Annotated in this window: 19 protein-coding genes; 16 read left to right on the forward strand and 3 right to left on the reverse strand. The window is 56.2% G+C overall.

Going from position 1 to position 17,466, the window contains the following annotated elements:
* Nucleotides 1–64: 64 nt before the first annotated feature.
* Nucleotides 65–1,015 carry a DMT family transporter gene (locus BCV73_RS32300; protein ID WP_089549823.1) on the reverse strand — a complete coding sequence of 317 codons (951 nt, stop codon included), beginning with the start codon at nucleotides 1,013–1,015 and terminating at the stop codon, nucleotides 65–67.
* 142 nt (nucleotides 1,016–1,157) lie between these two features.
* Here BCV73_RS32300 and BCV73_RS32305 point away from each other — a divergent pair, with 142 nt between their 5' ends.
* Both BCV73_RS32305 and BCV73_RS32310 read left to right on the forward strand, forming a co-directional pair.
* Entirely contained in the window at nucleotides 1,158–2,498 is a 1,341-nt protein-coding gene (locus tag BCV73_RS32305; RefSeq protein ID WP_089549824.1) for an aminotransferase-like domain-containing protein, read from the forward strand.
* Nucleotides 2,499–2,526: 28 nt separating this feature from the next.
* Entirely contained in the window at nucleotides 2,527–3,249 is a 723-nt protein-coding gene (locus tag BCV73_RS32310) for an AAA family ATPase (protein ID WP_089549825.1), read from the forward strand.
* Nucleotides 3,250–3,328: 79 nt separating this feature from the next.
* On the opposite strand, the gene BCV73_RS32315 is transcribed toward BCV73_RS32310, so the two are convergent.
* The gene (locus tag BCV73_RS32315; protein ID WP_089549826.1) at nucleotides 3,329–4,252 is read right to left on the reverse strand and encodes a LysR family transcriptional regulator; all 924 of its coding nucleotides are present in this window, start codon (nucleotides 4,250–4,252) and stop codon (nucleotides 3,329–3,331) included.
* 138 nt (nucleotides 4,253–4,390) lie between these two features.
* Here BCV73_RS32315 and BCV73_RS32320 point away from each other — a divergent pair, with 138 nt between their 5' ends.
* From BCV73_RS32320 to pruA, 12 genes are all read left to right on the forward strand, one after another.
* Nucleotides 4,391–4,774, forward strand: coding sequence for a tautomerase family protein (locus BCV73_RS32320; protein ID WP_089549827.1), 384 nt, complete (start codon nucleotides 4,391–4,393; stop codon nucleotides 4,772–4,774).
* 66 nt (nucleotides 4,775–4,840) lie between these two features.
* Nucleotides 4,841–5,584 carry an SDR family NAD(P)-dependent oxidoreductase gene (locus BCV73_RS32325; protein ID WP_089549828.1) on the forward strand — a complete coding sequence of 248 codons (744 nt, stop codon included), beginning with the start codon at nucleotides 4,841–4,843 and terminating at the stop codon, nucleotides 5,582–5,584.
* 308 nt (nucleotides 5,585–5,892) lie between these two features.
* Nucleotides 5,893–6,096 (forward strand): hypothetical protein, encoded by a 204-nt coding sequence (locus BCV73_RS32330; RefSeq protein ID WP_076176181.1) that lies wholly within the window; start codon nucleotides 5,893–5,895, stop codon nucleotides 6,094–6,096.
* Between the two features lie 427 nt (nucleotides 6,097–6,523).
* The gene (locus BCV73_RS32335; RefSeq protein WP_167372937.1) at nucleotides 6,524–7,087 is read left to right on the forward strand and encodes a class I SAM-dependent methyltransferase; all 564 of its coding nucleotides are present in this window, start codon (nucleotides 6,524–6,526) and stop codon (nucleotides 7,085–7,087) included.
* Nucleotides 7,088–7,159: 72 nt separating this feature from the next.
* Entirely contained in the window at nucleotides 7,160–8,077 is a 918-nt protein-coding gene (locus BCV73_RS32340; protein WP_076176177.1) for an aldo/keto reductase, read from the forward strand.
* A 54-nt stretch (nucleotides 8,078–8,131) separates the two neighbouring features.
* A complete protein-coding gene (locus tag BCV73_RS32345) occupies nucleotides 8,132–8,728 on the forward strand; it encodes a YdeI/OmpD-associated family protein (RefSeq protein WP_089549829.1) in 597 nt (198 codons plus the stop codon).
* A 215-nt stretch (nucleotides 8,729–8,943) separates the two neighbouring features.
* Nucleotides 8,944–9,561 (forward strand): hypothetical protein, encoded by a 618-nt coding sequence (locus BCV73_RS32350; RefSeq protein ID WP_076176173.1) that lies wholly within the window; start codon nucleotides 8,944–8,946, stop codon nucleotides 9,559–9,561.
* A gap of 141 nt (nucleotides 9,562–9,702) precedes the next feature.
* Nucleotides 9,703–10,029: a thioredoxin family protein gene (locus tag BCV73_RS32355; RefSeq protein ID WP_076176171.1), complete on the forward strand. Its 327-nt coding sequence runs from the start codon at nucleotides 9,703–9,705 to the stop codon at nucleotides 10,027–10,029.
* 202 nt (nucleotides 10,030–10,231) lie between these two features.
* On the forward strand, nucleotides 10,232–11,437 hold the full coding sequence (gene rocD, locus BCV73_RS32360) for an ornithine--oxo-acid transaminase (RefSeq protein ID WP_089549830.1): 1,206 nt from the start codon (nucleotides 10,232–10,234) through the stop codon (nucleotides 11,435–11,437).
* Between the two features lie 6 nt (nucleotides 11,438–11,443).
* Nucleotides 11,444–12,343: an arginase gene (rocF, locus tag BCV73_RS32365; RefSeq protein WP_076176167.1), complete on the forward strand. Its 900-nt coding sequence runs from the start codon at nucleotides 11,444–11,446 to the stop codon at nucleotides 12,341–12,343.
* An 18-nt stretch (nucleotides 12,344–12,361) separates the two neighbouring features.
* Nucleotides 12,362–13,276: a proline dehydrogenase family protein gene (locus BCV73_RS32370; RefSeq protein WP_089549831.1), complete on the forward strand. Its 915-nt coding sequence runs from the start codon at nucleotides 12,362–12,364 to the stop codon at nucleotides 13,274–13,276.
* An 18-nt stretch (nucleotides 13,277–13,294) separates the two neighbouring features.
* Nucleotides 13,295–14,866, forward strand: coding sequence for an L-glutamate gamma-semialdehyde dehydrogenase (gene pruA / locus BCV73_RS32375; protein ID WP_089549832.1), 1,572 nt, complete (start codon nucleotides 13,295–13,297; stop codon nucleotides 14,864–14,866).
* 176 nt (nucleotides 14,867–15,042) lie between these two features.
* Here pruA and BCV73_RS32380 read toward each other — a convergent pair whose 3' ends face one another.
* Nucleotides 15,043–15,498: a MarR family winged helix-turn-helix transcriptional regulator gene (locus BCV73_RS32380; protein WP_076176161.1), complete on the reverse strand. Its 456-nt coding sequence runs from the start codon at nucleotides 15,496–15,498 to the stop codon at nucleotides 15,043–15,045.
* A gap of 555 nt (nucleotides 15,499–16,053) precedes the next feature.
* Here BCV73_RS32380 and BCV73_RS32385 point away from each other — a divergent pair.
* Nucleotides 16,054–16,683: a TetR/AcrR family transcriptional regulator gene (locus BCV73_RS32385; protein WP_089549833.1), complete on the forward strand. Its 630-nt coding sequence runs from the start codon at nucleotides 16,054–16,056 to the stop codon at nucleotides 16,681–16,683.
* A 119-nt stretch (nucleotides 16,684–16,802) separates the two neighbouring features.
* A complete protein-coding gene (locus BCV73_RS32390) occupies nucleotides 16,803–17,393 on the forward strand; it encodes a permease (protein WP_089549834.1) in 591 nt (196 codons plus the stop codon).
* The last annotated feature ends 73 nt before the right edge of the window (nucleotides 17,394–17,466 follow it).

Genomic DNA, 17,466 nt, shown 5'->3' on the forward strand with positions numbered 1-17,466 from the left:
GCCTGTTTTGTTTTGGACTGCCTTCATGCCCAAGTGGCTGACTAAGGTTAAAGCCCAACACACATTATCCTTTGGAGCTCCCAAGCTCCTTGCTCTGATCCGCCCGCACTCCCGGTCGCCGCTTCAGGTTCACACCCATTACGCCGCCGATAATCAGGACAGCTCCCACCCAGTGGTACCAGTCCAGACGCTCGTTCAGCAGCAGCACGCCGCCGGCGATCGTCACAACGGTGGAGAGGCTGCCGAAGACGCTGACGCGGGAGGCCTCCATGCGGGACAGGGCATAGTTGGTCAGAAACGAAGTCACCAGGGAGGACAACACGCCAAGGTACAGCACGGCCAGAAGAAATTTAGGTTCCAGGAACGGCGTGAAATACTGGCTGATCGTTCCTTGAGTTACATGCTTAATCACCGATATGGCGTTGAAAAACACAAAGCCGAAGAAGGTGATGATGTAGGTCATATCCTTTGGACGCCAGGTTTTCGTCATCCTCCGGGCGCCTGTATTATATCCCGCCATGGACAGGGCGGACAGGAGAATCAGCAGAACACCGCCAAGGCTGGCGGAGGAGATGCTGATCCCGGGCACGGCGAAGATCAGAATAACACCGGCCACCGAAACCAGGGTGAACATTTTTTGGGCAAACGTCGTGTGCTCCTTGAGGAAGATCGCAGCCAGAATCATCGTAAACACCGGCACGACCGCCTGGACGATCCCGGCCACCGAGGACGAGGCGTAGAGCAGCCCAAATGCCTGTAAGGCAAAAAACAGCGAAGGGTAAAGAAGGGCCAGCGGAAGCAGCGCGGCTGTCCGGGGCATGACTTCCTTCATTCGGGCCCGTCCGGGAAAGGCGAACAGCGATGCCGCCAGAAAGGACAGCGTGAAGCGATGGGCAAGCGTGTCGAGCGGATCCGATACGCTGAGCGCGATTTTGACGAAAATAAAAGACAATCCGATGATCAAAGCGTTGATGAGCGCGGCCGCGACCGCTTTTTTATTCGAAGAAGCATTCATAAAGTCAGACCTCCCTAATCACTGCGCGCGCTTTATGGACCGGTCCTGTTGATGGTTTCATTTTACGGGGGGCGCGGCTGTGCTACAATATCAATAATCATCATCTGTACCGGTACAAAAGAGCGGGGGAGGAGGCGTTACGATGTATAAATACGCCGAGCTGATCAACGATTTGGAACTGCAAATCTCGGGTGACGCCTATAAGGAGGGGGACAGGCTGCCGTCCATCCGGGAGCTGTCAAAGCGCTATGATTGCAGCAAAAGCACAGTGATCCGCGCGCTGGAGGAGCTGCAGGACAAGCATTTGATTTATGCCGCCCCCAAGAGCGGTTATTACGTGATGAAGCGGTCCGGAAAAAAGCAGAATCCGGGAAACCGGTGGATCGATTTTACGGCGGCTGCGCCTGATCCGGATATTTTTCCGTATCTGGATTTTCAGCATTGTATCAATAAAGCGATCGATATGTACCGCAACGACTTGTTCATTTACGGCACGCCTCAGGGTCTGCCGTCCTTGATCCGCGAGATGCAGCGCCAATTGGCCTCTTACCAGGTGTTCACCGATCAGCGCGGTATCTTCATTACGTCCGGGGTACAGCAGTCGCTGGGGCTGCTGGCGCGTATTCCGTTTCCGAACGGCCGACACCGGGTTTTGGTGGAACAGCCGTGTTATCCGCTGCTGATGGAGTACCTGAGGACGTACGGCATGGAAGCAGAAGGGATCCGGCGGTCGGGCGACGGCATCGATCTGGATGAGCTGGAACGGATGTTTAAGACCAGGGAGATCAAGTGGTTCTATACGGTGCCACGCTTCCACAATCCGCTGGGAGGATCCTATAACCGGTCGCAAAAGAAAGCTATCGCCCGTCTGGCGGCCCAGTACGACGTTTACGTTATCGAGGACGATTACATGGCCGATCTGGAGCAGGATGCCAAAGAGGACCCGATCTATGCGTACGACGATTCCGCACATGTCGTCTATTTAAAGAGTTATTCCAAGATCATATTTCCGGGCCTGCGGATCGGTGTGGCCGTGCTCCCGGAGGCGCTTCGGAACGATTTCAACCAATATAAAAAACTGTCGGACATCGACAGCTCGATGCTCTCCCAGGCGGCCCTGGAGCTGTACCTCAAGAGCGGCATGTTTGAGCGTCACCGCAAAAAAATGCGCAGCTGCTATGGGCGAAGATCTGCCCTGCTGCATGAAACGATCATGTTGCATGCAGGAAGTACGCAATCGTCTCACTTTACCTACCAGCCGGCCCGGCAGCGGGGTGTCCACACCTATCTGAAGCTGGGGGATGCTGCCCGTGCCCGTCAGGTGATTCAGCGGCTGCAGAAAAAGTTCATTCGGGTCGAAACGGCAGACGCAGGTTACCTTGATTCGTTTGTGAAAGAGCCGCTTCTCAAACTGAATGTGTCCAGCGTCAAGGAGCCGGACATCGAGTCCGGCATTGAGCAGGTGATTCGGGAGATCGGGTAGGACGATCCATGATGAAGGGAGAAGACCGATGTTTTTACGAAGCTTGACCATTCTTCGCAATGAACATACCAAGGGGAACGAGTATCCCTTTTCCATCCCGGCGCTGCGGAATTTGGAGTCCCTTTCGTTTCGGGGAAACGTCACCTTTTTTGTCGGGGAAAACGGGTCGGGCAAATCCACGCTGATGGAAGGAATCGCAGACCGTTGCGGATTCAACACGGCCGGCGGGAGCAGAAACAACGCGTATGAGGTGGATGCTTCCCAATCAGCGCTTGGCGACCATATCCGGTTGTCCTGGATGCCCAAAGTGACGAACGGGTTTTTCCTGCGTGCGGAGACGTTTTACCATTTTGCCAGCCATCTGGACACCATGCCTGCCAGCTTACGTTATTACGGGGGACGATCTCTGCATGAGCAGTCGCAGGGGGAGGCCTTTCTGTCGCTGTTCAAGCACCGGTTCGGTAAAAAGGCTATTTACCTGCTGGATGAGCCCGAAGCGGCCTTATCTCCAGCGCGGCAGCTGGCGCTGCTGAAGGTGATCAAGGATTTGGAGAAAGAGGCCCAGTTTATCATCGCGACCCATTCGCCGATCCTGCTGGGCTATCCCGATGCGGATATCATCAATTTTGACGTTCATCCTCCCCAAGAGGTTCAATATGAAGATACGATGCACTATATTATCACCCGCCGTTTTCTTGAAAACCGGAAGCGTGTGCTGAGCGAGCTGTTTGAGGAGGAGGACGGGGACTGAAGCGGATATTCCATGTTAAAAGCCCATTTCGAGGAAATGGGCTTGTTTGCGTGGGCTCGATTGTTGTCATGGATCAAATCTATGCATTCCGCCGGGTTGCCTCGGAGGGTTCCTCCGCCTCTGCCTGCGGCAGCCCCCGCTGCAGAGCCTCATAGAGCCTGGAGGCGGCCAGGCGCGGCGGGTATTCAGCCGACCGGCATACATAACCGCAGGTGATGTTGACGGCATTGCCTTTAAAGGGACGGATTACTGTTCCGGCCGGTGCAGGCTGCAGGACGGTCAGCGGCACGAGGGCAGCGCCCAATCCGCTCTGCACGTAAAATTTCAGCGCAGCCATGCTGCCGATTTCCATCGCATCCATAGGCGGGCCTCCGGGTTCCTGCATGATCATTTCAAGCTTCCGGCGGTAAGGGCAGTCGGCCTGCGTAATCAGCAGGCGATGCCCTCTAAAATCGGCGGGCGTGACGAGCTCCCTGGAAGCCAGCGGATGATCCTCCGGCATGAGGACGACAAAATGTTCGGTCAGCAGCGGTTCATAATAAAGCCCGGCACCGAGCTGGGGAGGAGAACAAATCGTCATGTCCAGATCTCCCCGCAGCACCTGTTCGTTCAGCTGGGGCGAGCTGGCAATCGTCACGGATACCCGAATATTGGGGTAATCGCGCAGAAAAGAAGCGAGGATCGCCGGCAGCCGGTAGCTGGCAATGGGCTCTACGACGCCAAGACGGAGATGGCCTGCTTCCCCAGACAGCAGCTCCTTCATGGTGCCTTGCAGCTGCTCCACATCCTTGACGATATGTGCGCTCTGCTCGTGAAAAAGGCGGCCCGCTTCGGTGAGCTGAAAGGTTTTGCCCCGTTCGATCAACCGGACGCCGAGCTCCGACTCGAGCTTCTGGATTTGCATCGTGACGGTGGATTGGGCGTAATTCAATTCTTCGGCCGCCCGGTTAAAGCCGCCAAGGGCGACGATCCGGTGAAAGGTTTTGACAGCTTTCAGGTCCATGATATGTTTGCCTCCTGCTGTATAGTTCAATATTTTTGAATTCATCGTTTATTTAATTCAATTATACAAATATGATCCCCGGGATTACAATATCATTGCCAGCAGAAAGAAAACGGAAGCTACAGGAGGTTATGGAACATGCCATTTGTGCGGATAGATGTAGGGCAGGGGCCCTCGGAAGAAGAACTGGCTGTGATCAGCCGCTCCATTCATCAGGCGATGGTGGACACGATCGACGTCCCGGAAGACGACTATTTTCAGGTGATTACCCGGCATGGGGCAGGGGAGCTGCTGTACGACCGCAGTTACTTAAACGTAGAACGGTCCGACGGACAGATATTTATACAGATTACGCTGAAAGAGGGGCGGACGCTCGCAAAGAAAAAGGCGCTGTATGCCGCCATCGCGGAAAGGCTGCAGCAATCGGCGGGCATCCGGCCGCAGGACGTCATGATCATTTTAACGGAAAATACGGCGGAAAACTGGTCGTTTGGCAACGGCATCGCGCAGATGGTCCCGTGAATGGATTTCGGAAGGACATCAATGAATTTATGACCCAATTAAGGAATTTGAAAGGAGAGCGATCACATGAACATTCAGCATAAAACAGCGATTGTCACAGGCGGGGGAACCGGAATCGGGAGAGCGGTATCCATTGAGCTGGCGAAGCGGGGAGCCCGCGTGGTCGTCAATTACTCCCGGTCGCGGGAAGACGCGGAGGAAACGGTTCGGACCATTCAGGAGGGCGGCGGCACAGCCGTTGCGGTCCAAGCCAATGTAGCTAAAGAGGCAGAGGTTCAGGCGATGGTAGGCAGAGCCGCCAGGGAGTTCGGTTCGGTCGATATTTTAATTAATAACGCCAGCATTACCCGGTATATTGCCATGAATGACCTGGAATCCGTGACCGACGAGGCGTGGGATGAGCTCTATCAGGTCAACGTGAAAGGGATGTTCTACTGCGCCAGGGCGGCAGCTGCCGAGATGAAAAAGCAAAAACAAGGCGTTATCGTCAACCTGGGGAGCATCGCCGGCATTACGGGCAGCGGCTCTTCGCTGCCGTATGCCGTGTCCAAGGCCGCGGTGCATGGACTGACCCGCTCGCTCGCCCGGGCGCTGGCCCCGGAGATTCGCGTGAGCAGTGTCGCGCCGGGGGCGGTGGCCACCCGATGGTGGGCCGGGCGCGAGCAGCAGATGGAGCAGCTGGCAGGCTCCTTGATGCTGAACCGGATTTCTTCGCCTGAAGATATCGCCCATATGATCTGTGCCGTGGTCGAACAGGATTCGCTGACCGGGCAGGTCATCACGGTGGATGCAGGGCAGACGATGTCATAAGGACATCGCATCGGGCAGAAGGGGCGGCAGAATTGTAAAAGAGGCGAGCGGCCGGCCGTACGTCGCGAAAACAAGGGGATTTCGGGGATCGTAGATGCAAAATCTTCCGCACCTCCGAAGTGTTTCACAACATATCCACATCATATCCACAGTAAATAACAGCATATCCACAGAATATCCATGGTATATCCACAGCATATCCGTTGCGTGAAGGACTCCAAACGAGGTAACCTGATCTTAGCTCCACTTGGAAAAGACGGATTACACCAGCCGCGGTTAATATCCGCGGGGTCAGGAGGGATTGCCCGATGCGCGAATGGATCGGCAAATGCCGCGATTGCGGCAGGGACATTTATTGCGAGAACGGTTTTTTGAATGGCGTGGTGCTGGAGGACCAGTCGTTGAAATGCTTCCCGTGTGCGGAGCAGGGGGATGCGGGAACCGGTGACTCGGAGCGGCAAAGTACAGAAACCGGTGGTTCGGTACAGCATTCGGAGAGAGAACCGGATTAGCGCAGGATATACTTGCAGACCAGGAGTAACTTCCAAGTGGCAGCCTGAACAGGCTGCCTTTTTGCTTTGCATTCTCTGCATCCTTTGCATTCTCTATATCCTTTGCATTCTCTATATCCTTTGCATCCTCTGCATCCTCTGCATCGTCTGCATCGTCAAAAATTTTACCCGTTAGAAATACCCGCCCGGTCCGAAGTTTTTCAGCCGTTCTCAGTCGATCTCATTTCCCCGGCCTGAGCATCCATACCGTCGTTACCCATCCCTTGGACGCCTTGCTTGAGGCCTGCACAGGAGGAAGGCTTGGGATCGGGAGCTTTCTCCGGGGCATGCACCGCTAGGCGATTGTGTCTCTATGGCTGATAATGGTAGGATGAAGAAAATAAGGGTGATATCTCATATGGGGATATCCGACAAGGAGGATGAGCAAGTGGCTGCAGAAGAGTACGACCCGACGCTGATCGCGCGGCTGGAGAGCCCGGAACGCCTGGAGAAGCTTCCCCCGGAGAAGCTGCTGGACCTGCTGGAGTTGTCCGGGCACGAAGACCTGCTGGATGTGGGGGCAGGCAGCGGTTACTTCACGTTTCCGGCGGCGGCACGAACTTCCGGAACGGTCTATGCGCTGGATACCCATCCGCAGATGCTGGACATGCTGAAGACCCGTTCGGAAGAGCGGGGCGTTACGAATATTCGGCTGATTCAGGGAACGGCAGAACAGATTCCGCTAGAGGAAGAAAGCGTGGACGTGATGATCCTGTCCCTCGTCCTGCATATTGCCGAGCCGCATGAGCAGGGATTGAAGGAAGTGCAGCGCGTTCTCAAAAAAGGAGGCAAGGCGCTCTGCGTGGAATGGGCTTATCCGGACAGCGAACCGCCGTCGGATCACCGCATCTCCTCATCGGACATGGCCCGCATGGGAGAGGAGCTTGGCCTCAAGGTGCTCAGCAGACAGCCGTGGTCAGACAAGTATTACAGCATCGTTTTTCAAAAATAACGTGTGTATCGCCCGGCGGAAGCTGTGCAGCGCTAAAAATGCAAACCCATTCACAGGAGAGGTGGCTTGAGAATGAAATACAGACGGCTTGGAAAAACGGAATTGAAGGTATCGGTGGTCGGTGTAGGAACATGGCAGTTCGGGGGAGACTGGGGGAAGGACTTTAACCAGCAGGAGGCAGACGCCATTTTGCATAAGGCGAAGGATTTGGGCATCAACCTGATCGACACGGCGGAATGCTATGGTCCGCATCACCTGTCCGAGAGCCTCATCGGAAACTTTCTGAAGCGGGACCGCCGCGAGGACTGGGTTGTGGCTTCGAAATTCGGCCACCGCTGGCATGATCATTGGGAAAACGCCTGGTCTGCAGATGAAGTTCTCGTCCAGTTGGATGAATCCTTGAAAGCGCTGCAAACGGACTATATCGACCTGTACCAGTTCCACTCGGGCTCGGATGAAGTATTTCACAACGACGATCTGTGGACACTGCTGGACAAGCAGGTGCAGGCCGGGAAAATCCGCAACCTCGGCATTTCCATCGGCAGCAACGATAACCTGGAGCAGACTTCCCGGGCGACGGAGCTGAACGCCAAAGCGATTCAGGTCGTGTACAACCGGCTCGACCGGAAACCGGAAGAGCGTGTCTTTCCGTCCTGCACCGAGCAGGATCTGGGCGTCCTTGCGAGAGTGCCGCTGGCCAGCGGTTATCTAAGCGGCAAGTACAAGCCCGGCGCCGTGTTCCAGGATAACGTGCGCAAACGGCATGAGCGCGACAACATCGATGCCCGCCTCCGCGAGGTGGAGGAAATCCAGCGGACCGAGGTGCCCGAAGGCGTGGGCATGGCCCAGTGGGCCTTGGCATGGTGTCTGCAGAACCCCGCCGTGGACTGCGTGATCCCGGGCTGCAAGAGCCCGGAGCAGGTCGAGGCCAATGCGGCCGCTGCGGACCTCGATATGGTCCAGGATACGCATCCGCGGGCGTGGAAATAAACAGGGAAGCAGGCGTTCGGCACATTCCTGATTAAAGGAGGAGCAGACCGACTTATGTCCAGTAAAACAGGAGAAGGGCGGGAAGAACTGCCCGTGATCTTTTTTGAGAGTCAGCAGGCATGGGAGGAGTGGCTCGAAGCGCATCATGCCGATTCACGCGGCATTCGGCTGCAGATGGCCAAGAAGGGATCCGGCATCCCATCCATCACGTATGACGAAGCATTAGAGATTGCACTCTGCTACGGCTGGATCGACAGCCGCAAGGAGTCCTGGGACGAGACGTATTGGATTCAGCGGTTCGGCCCGCGCGGACCGAGGAGCATCTGGTCCAAGATCAACAAGGAGAAGGCGGAGCGCCTTGTCACAGAAGGCCGGATGAAGCCGGCCGGTCTTGCGGCGATCGAGGAAGCCAAACAAAAAGGCCAGTGGGAGCAGGCCTATGCATCCCAGAGCCGGTCGCAAATTCCCGAGGATCTGGAGCGGAAGTTCGAGGAGCATCCGGATGCGGCAGCCTTTTTTGCGACGCTGGACAGCCGCAACAAATACGCCGTCTTATTCCGGGTCCAGAGCGCCAAGAAGCCCGAAACGAGGGCTAAACGAATCGACCAGTTTATCGACATGCTGGAAAAAGGCGAAAAAATATATCCTTAAATTGTGCATCAGTCCTCAGTCACCATGATCGGCCAAAGCCTCCGTCAACGACGGAGGCTTTGGCCGTTCTTTGACCTGCTGCAGCAGCGCTTTCCTGCCTGAATATTACGGTGCTCTTCCGAATAGGCTGTTTATAGCTGAATCATCGGAAAAAGGCGGAAGGGGCGGGGCGGCCAAACCTGAATAGCCGCATCCAGAAAGGCGGGTTTTGCTTCATGCTGTTAAATATTAGCGTGGTGATGGTTTTGGTGTATACGGCGGTATGTATCGGGTATGTCCAAATTCACCGGCAGCATCTTTTAAACATGACCGGCAACATGGTGGCGATGACGACAGGGCTGATCTCCAACTTGACGATCGGGGTCATCCTGGGCATGATGTTTGCCGGCGACCTCGTACTGTCTACCGGCCTGTCGGTGCTGTTTTGCTTTGCGATTGGCTATTTGGTCGGCAAGCCGCTCCATCTGCTGGCGGTCATTGAGGGCATCGGCGGGGGGATCATGGGCGGACTGCATGGCGCTATGCTCGGCGAGATGATTCCCCGGGCAAGGTGGGACGTCATGCTGTTTATTATGGATGCGCTGTTTATTGCGATGACCGCCATGGTCATGTATTTGATCCATAACCAGAAATACAAAGCCCGGGAGGCTGCGGACGAAGAAGAGCGGACGGAAGGGGCTGGACAGGTGCCCGCTCTGATGCCGATCCGGCTGTCCTTTTGGATGCTGTATATTATCCTGCCGGTCGTGACCCTCTGCGCTGCAGCTATATTCAGCCATTCGGTCCCTGCCGGAGAAGTTCCGGTAACGGGGCATGAGATGCATTCCATGTAAGTCCTTTGCAAAATCGTTCATAAACGGATACAATACAGGTAACGGCTGAATTGTAATGATTTTGGTTACACTTACATCGCCGGGTGTCCGGCAGCCTGCCGGACCGCTGTATACCGACTAATGGACAAAGGGGATAGGATCATGGAACGTATTCAAACGGAAGCCCAATATAACGAACTGATTCAAGGGGACGGCATCACGGTCATCAAGTACGATGCAACCTGGTGCCCGGACTGCAAAACGCTCGATAAATTTATGCCGGACATCATGGCCAAACATCCGGATAAGAAATTTTATGCACTGGATGTAGAGCAGTTGGAGGACGTATCTTCCCAGAACGATGTGCGTGGCATCCCAAGTTTGCTCGTGTACAAGGACGGGAAGAAAATCGCCCATCTGCACAGCAAATTCGCCAAAACGCCTGGTGAAGTATCGGAATACCTTCAAACGCTGGAGTCCAAGCAATAATTTGCAATGAACTGAAGCCATCGGCCAAGCACCCCCGATTCACGGTAGAACGTGAAGACGGAGGGTGCTTTTTCTTTTGGAAAAGCCCGCCCCATCGGGTTATTTGGCATACACCCGTTACGGGATTTTTACAAACATGAAATGAAATGGAGAGCAATACACATAGGGTGAGAACATGATGCCAAGAGAAGGATGTGCAGCCATGGCAACGACAGACGAGATTCTGCAAATGATGGATGAGCACAGCGCCAACAATTACTATCCGCTGCCGATCGTCATTCATAAGGCGGAGGGCGTATGGGTTGAGGATTTGAACGGACATCGGTATATGGATATGCTCAGCGCATATTCCGCCCTCAATCACGGCCACAGGCACCCCAAAATCATGCAGGCGCTGCAGGAACAGGCCGGCAAGGTGACTCTTACATCGCGGGCGTTTCAGAGCGAGGCGTTCGGCATCTTTGTGAGCAAGCTGGCGGCATATACCGGCAAGGACAAGATTCTGGCGATGAACACGGGCGCCGAAGCGGTGGAAACCGCGCTGAAAATGGCTAGGCGATGGGGCTACCGGATCAAGGGCATTCCGGAGAATCAAGCCGAGATCATTGTCTGTACCGGAAACTTTCACGGGCGTACGCTGAGCGTCACCTCGTTCTCCTCCGAAGAGGCGTATAAACGGGATTTCGGGCCGTTCACACCCGGCTTCCAGATCATCCCTTACGGCGATGCTTCCGCGCTGGAGCAGGCTATTACGCCGAACACGGCGGCTTTTCTTGTGGAGCCGATTCAGGGTGAGGCCGGGATCGTGATGCCGCCTGAAGGCTATTTAACCCAGGTGCGGGAGCTGTGCCGCCGTCATCAGGTGCTGCTGATGGCCGACGAAATTCAGACGGGGCTCGGCCGGACGGGACGCCGCTTTGCCTGCGATTGGGAGGGCGTCGTTCCGGACGTGTACATCCTTGGCAAAGCCCTCGGCGGGGGCGTGCTGCCCGTTTCGGCCGTCGCGGCAGACCGGGAGATTATGGACGTGTTTGAACCGGGTTCGCACGGCTCGACCTTTGGCGGCAATCCGCTGGCTTCCACGGTGGCGGCCGCTGCGCTGGAAGTGCTGGAGGAGGAGAAGCTGGCGGAGCGTGCCGAAACGCTTGGGCGCCTGTTTATGAAAAAGCTTACATCGATCTCCCATCCCGATATCGTCTCGGTCCGCGGTCGCGGCCTGCTGATCGGGCTGCAGCTGTCTGTGGCGGCAAGACCTTACTGCGAGGCGCTGGCCCGCATCGGCCTGTTATGCAAGGAAACCCATGATACCACGATCCGGTTTGCGCCGCCGCTCATCCTGTCCGAAGAAGAACTAGAATTTGCGCTCAGCCGAATTCGGGAGGTATTCACCGGTCAAGGGAGGGCGTGAAAACGTATGGGGCAACCAACCATTTCGATTATCAGCGTACCGTTCGGTTACGGGGCGGGACGGCCGGGAAGCGAGCAAGGGCCGGACAGCATCCTGAAGTTCGGTCTGGTCAAAAAGCTGGAGCAGCTCGGCTACGATGTGGACGCCGGGCGGAGGATCCAGCTGCCCACCAGCCTGACGCCCTATCCCACCACGCGTATGAAGCATGTGGACCAGGTCATGGCAGTCTGCTCACAGCTGGCGCGGGAGGCGGCGTCGGCGGCGTCAGCCGGGAGCATTCCCCTCATGCTTGGGGGGGACCACAGCATCGCCATGGGCTCGCTGGCAGGGCTCAGCCGGCATTACCCGAACATGGGCGTCATCTGGGTGGATGCGCATTCGGACCTGAACACCGAGATCACCAGCCCATCCGGGAACATGCACGGCATTCCCCTGGCAGCCGCCCTCGGCTTAACGCAGCTGAAGCTGACGCAGATCCTGCCCGGCGCCGTTCAACTGAAGCCGGAGAACTGCGTCATCATCGGCGCCCGTGATCTGGACCGGGACGAGAAGACGCTCATTCGCTCGCGGGGCATCACCTGCTTCACGATGTACGAGATCGACCGGCTGGGCATCGAGCATGTCGTGCAGGAGGCGCTGCGGATCGCCGGGACCGGCACGGACGGCCTGCACGTCAGCTTTGACATCGACAGTGTCGATCCGTTTGAGGCGCCCGGAACGGGCACGCCGGTCCGCGGCGGGCTCAGCTACCGCGAAGCCCACTTGGCTATGGAGCTGATGAGCGAATCCGGCCTCATCACATCCGTAGATATGGTGGAGGTCAATCCCAGCCTTGACCGGAACAACCAGACGTCGAAGCTGGCGGTGGAGCTGCTCGGCTCCTTGTTCGGCAGCCGGATTTTGTAGGCGAAAGGAGGCGTCTCCTTGGAGAAAGCCATGAAGTCTTTGTTTTTGACGCTGGCCAAAAACCGGGCGGCGAACCGATGGGCCAAACGGTACGGACTCCGGCTCGGGGCCAGGCGCTTCGTTGCGGGCGAATCGATCGAGCATGCGATCGACGCCGTCCGCAAGCTGAACGCCAGCGGGCGGATGGCCACCCTCGATTACCTGGGGGAGTTCACGAGCAGCGAGGAGGAAGTGCGCGAGACGGCCGACATGTGCCTCAAAACGCTGGATGCGATCCATCGGTCCAAGGTGCAGGCCAACCTGTCGCTCAAGCTGACGTCGCTCGGTCTGGATCTGAGCCCGGACTTGTGCTTTGAGCTGATGCGGAGAATTTTGGCCAGGGCGCAGAGCTACCGACTGTTCGTGCGCATCGACATGGAGGACCACGCCCACTGCCAGCCGGCGATCGACATGCTGAAGAAGCTGCGGGGCGGGTATGACAATGTGGGTATCGTTATCCAGTCGTATTTGTACCGGTCGGAGGAGGATGTGAAGGAACTGGGCGCCCAAGGGGTCAATCTGCGCCTGGTGAAAGGGGCGTACAAGGAGCCCGCAAGCGTCGCGTATCCCCGGAAGGAAGACGTGGACGACAATTTGATTCGTCTGATCAAGATGCACCTGCGGTCCGGCAGCTACACGGCGATCGCCAGCCATGACGAGCGGATCCTCAGCGAGGCTAAACGGTTCATCGAAGAGGAGGGGATTCCGCGCTCCCGCTTTGAGTTTCAGATGCTGTACGGCATCTGCGAGGAACTGCAGCTGAAGCTTGTCGAGGAGGGCTACCGGTTCCGGGTATACGTCCCGTTCGGCGTGGACTGGTTCGGGTATTTCATGCGCAGGCTGGCGGAACGGCCGGCCAATGTCTGGTTTGTGCTCAAAAATACTTTTAAGTAAAAAGGGAGTGAGGTAGCCATGAACTCGTTTGCCTGGAGCGCCGCATTTCAAAATGAGCCCTTCACCGATTTTAACCAGCCGGAGCACCGCGAAGCATTTCTGAAAGCTTTGGCCGCCGTGAAAGGGCAGCTGGGACATCGTTATCCTGTCGTGATCGGCGGAAAAGAAGTATACACGGAGCAGGAGCTGGTCTCGCGGAATCCCGGCCATGTGCGGGAGGTGGTCGGCCGGATGAGCCAGGCCGGTACCGACCTTGCGGAGCAGGCGATGCAGCAGGCGCAAAAGTCTTTTGCCACCTGGAAAAGAACGACGGCCACCGAGCGGGCGGCGCTGCTGCTCAAGGCGGCTTCCCTGCTGCGCCAGCGCAAGCACGAGTTTTCCGCCTGGATGGTCGTCGAAGCCGGTAAAAACTGGGCTGAGGCCGATGCGGATACGGCGGAAGCGATCGATTTTATGGAGTATTACGCCAGGGAAGCCGTCCGGCTCAGCGAGACGTCACTGCACCAGCCGCTGCCGCGGGTGCCGGGTGAAGAGAACCGGCTGCAGTACATCCCGCTGGGCGTCGGCATTATTATCCCGCCGTGGAATTTCCCGCTGGCTATATGCGCCGGCATGACGACGGCCGCGGTGGTGACCGGCAACACCGTCCTGCTCAAGCCCGCATCGAACACGTCCGTTATCGCCTACCAGTTCTTCAAGCTGATGAAGGAAGCCGGATTCCCGGACGGGGTCATCAACTTTGTGCCGGGAAGCGGGGCCGTCATCGGCGATTACCTGACGGCGCATCCGCAGACCCGGTTCATCAGCTTCACGGGCTCGAAGGAGGTCGGCCTCCGGATCAACAAGCTGGCCGCGGAGCAGGCTGAGGGGCAGATCTGGATCAAGCGGGTCGTCGCCGAGATGGGCGGCAAAGACGGTATCGTGGTGGACGAGACGGCGGATCTGGAAGCGGCGGCGAAGGCCATCGTGGTCTCGGCCTTTGGCTACCAGGGGCAGAAATGCTCCGCCGGGTCGAGGGCGATCATCGTCGAGTCGGTCTACGATCAGGTGCTTGCCCGCGTGACGGAGCTGACCAACCTGCTGGAGGTGGGATCTCCAGAGGATAATGCGCCGGTCGGACCGGTTATTGATGAGAAGTCGCGGGACAAAATTTTGGAGTACATTGGGATCGGCAGGGAAGAAGGGCGTCTCGTGACCGGTGGGGAACAGGTCGGGGAAGCCGGGTATTATATCCGGCCGGCCATCTTTACCGATGTCCCGGTCAAGGGACGGATCATGCAGGAGGAGATCTTCGGACCGGTGCTGGCGGTCGTATCTGCACGGGATTGGGAGGAAGCGATCGAGATTTATAACGATACGGAGTTCGGATTGACCGGATCGTTCTTTTCGACGGACGAGAACCGGATCTCGGCTGCGCTGGAACGCATGCACTGCGGCAACTTGTATGTCAACCGCAAGTGTACCGGTGCGCTCGTGGGCGGCCAGCCCTTCGGCGGCTTCAACATGTCCGGGACCGACTCGAAAGCCGGCGGGCATGATTACCTGCTGCTGTTCACCCAGGCGAAGGTGACCTCCCGCAAGCTTCCTTGAGCGTGCACTTCCGTGGCGGGTCATGCCTGGATAAATGACAAAGCACCTTGACTTGCCGGCGTTTCGCCGCAATTCAGGGTGCTTTTAATTGGGTTTGTTCTCGAAAGTACAACGCTTCTAGAGCCCGTTCTCTTCGGATTCGAACTCGTTGCTTCGGATCCACTTGATGAGGGGGATCACTGTGCCTGCCGCTCATTCCGCTGCAGCTGAATGAGCTCGCCAAGCTGACGGATGGTGTCCAGCAGATGCTCGGTTTCATCGTCCGTCAAATTTCCCAGTGTCTCGACGATGCGGACGGCGCTCATTTCTGCCAGCTTCTTCAGCAGCGCAGAGCCTTTGTCCGTAATCGAGATGTTAACGAACCGGCGGTCCTGCTCGCTGCGGCTGCGCACGATGAGCTCTTCCTGCTCCAGCTTGTCGCAGATTTGCGTAATGGCGCTGGTGGTCAGGCCGGTGACCTTGACGATGTCCGTTCCGCGCTGGCTGCCGCTATTTTGCAAATATTGAAGTATAAACGATTCTGTCGTGCTTAGCTTCACCTGGCGAACCAGACCTGCATAATCTATAATTCTAGGAAGTCTGTCCATCAATTCAAAATATCGGGTCGCGAGTTCTGTAGATGTAGAATGCAAATTAATCTCCCTCCTGGAGGCAACGGACAAGCCGGCTCGGCTCGAAACGTCCGTTCATGCATTTAATTGGTCCTAATGACATGTTAGTTTGATTTTAAGATACCGTCAACTTTCACCGGATGGGTTCCATGGGGACGGTATGTGCTTGACAAACCGCTTGTGGAAGATATATACTTTTCCATGCACTTATTAAAAGTAAGCTTATATCCAATAAGCTCTTACTTATCAATCGATAGGATTATGTGATCCGAATGTGCAACCATTCATTCGCTTAATTCGACATCGATTACTCTCTTTATAACTCTCAGGATTCCTTTTTTATGGCAGCCGCGACGCGGCTGCTCTTTTTTTTGCCTGCAAGTACAATAAGGCGCCCGGAGACCGTGTCTAGAGGAAGTTTTTCTTGCGGGATCAGGAAGCAGAAGCTCCGAAATTTATACTTTCTGATCTCCTAAAAAAAGGATTGACACAAAAGTAACCGCTGGTTATATTTATAACATACAGATTAAGTAACCGTTGGTTAGTTAAAAAAGACCGAAAGGAACAAACACCCAGATGCCCAGAAAAAAACAAGTTCGATCCGAACAAACCAAGCAGGACATTTTGAATGCGGCCGGCCGGCTTTTCGCGGCCAAAGGGTACGATGCCGTCACCATGAGGGAAGTGGCCAAGGAAGCGGGCTGCTCCCATACAGCGATCTACATTTATTTTGAAGATAAGGAGGCGCTGCTCCACGAACTGTCCATCCCGGCGTTAACGGACTTGCAGCTGCAGATTGAGGAGAAGGTGTCCGGAAAGCTGGAGCCGGAAGAAGCATTGAGGCAAATCAGCCTGGATTTTATCCGCTTTTGCCTGATTCACCGCAATATGCATCGCATCTTTTTTGAGGCACGCTCCGTAAGGGTGGACGAAGCGGAGCCCGAACTTGAGATTAACCGCGTCCGTAACGGGATGTTCCGTCTGCTGATGCAGGCTGTCCGGCAGTGTCTGGATTTACCGGAGGGAAGCGAGCGGCTGCTGTCGGCCACCCGGATTTATTTTTACCTGCTTCATGGCATTGTGGGCACCTATCAGCTGTCCGAAGAATCGGCCGAGGAATTGATGGAGCGTCTGCTTCCCACGTTTCGTGAAGCGATCGAGGTTTTGCTGCTGGGCTTCCGCGCACAACATGCGCCGGATAAATAACGATCCGCAAAGGAGAGGTTGATGGATGAGCTTTATCGTTCTGATGCTTTTGTTTACAGTGGTTTGCGGCTGGCTTGATTCCCGAATCGGCCGGACGACGAAAAAGGAGGGGAAGTAAGATGTTCGCAGGTCATTTTGGACTCGCCGCAGCGGCCAAAGCCGCAAGTCCCAAAACTCCGCTGTGGGCGATCATGCTGGGCACGCAATTGCTTGACGTCATTTTTGTGCCGCTGCTGCTTACGGGAATGGAGACAACCGTGGAAACGGATGGTGGAGGATACGGCGGAGCCGTTATCCATGCAGACTATACGCATTCGCTGGTCAGTGCGCTGATCATCGCCCTGCTTGCCGGCCTTGGGGCCTGGAGGCTATGGGGAAAGCGAAGTGCAGGGGTTATCGGCGGCGTGGTCTTCAGCCACTGGCTGCTCGATCTGCTGGTGCACCGGAGTGACATGCCGATTCTGCCGGGAAATCTGGGCTCATTGCCTTTGATGGGGTTCGGCTTATGGAAATGGCCTTTCATCAGCGGCGCTTTGGAGGTTCTTCTTATTGCCGTGGGTGCAGTCATGTATTATCGGTCAGTGCGATTAAGGGCACGGAACGCGCCGGAAATCGCCGGAGGCGCCTTTTCTGCCAAAGCGGTATGGGCTACTGCGGTCATGGCCGTCCTGCTGATGGGCTCGTTTATATCCGATCTGATCGGGATTTGATCTTCCGGACTTTTGCTGAAATTTGGATGTTCTTGATCAGCCTGTCCATGCGCTGCGTTTGGGTCTCACGTTC

It is taken from the genome of Paenibacillus sp. SSG-1 (assembly GCF_002224835.1).
Taxonomy (GTDB): Bacteria; Bacillota; Bacilli; order Paenibacillales; family Paenibacillaceae; genus Paenibacillus_AQ; species Paenibacillus_AQ favisporus.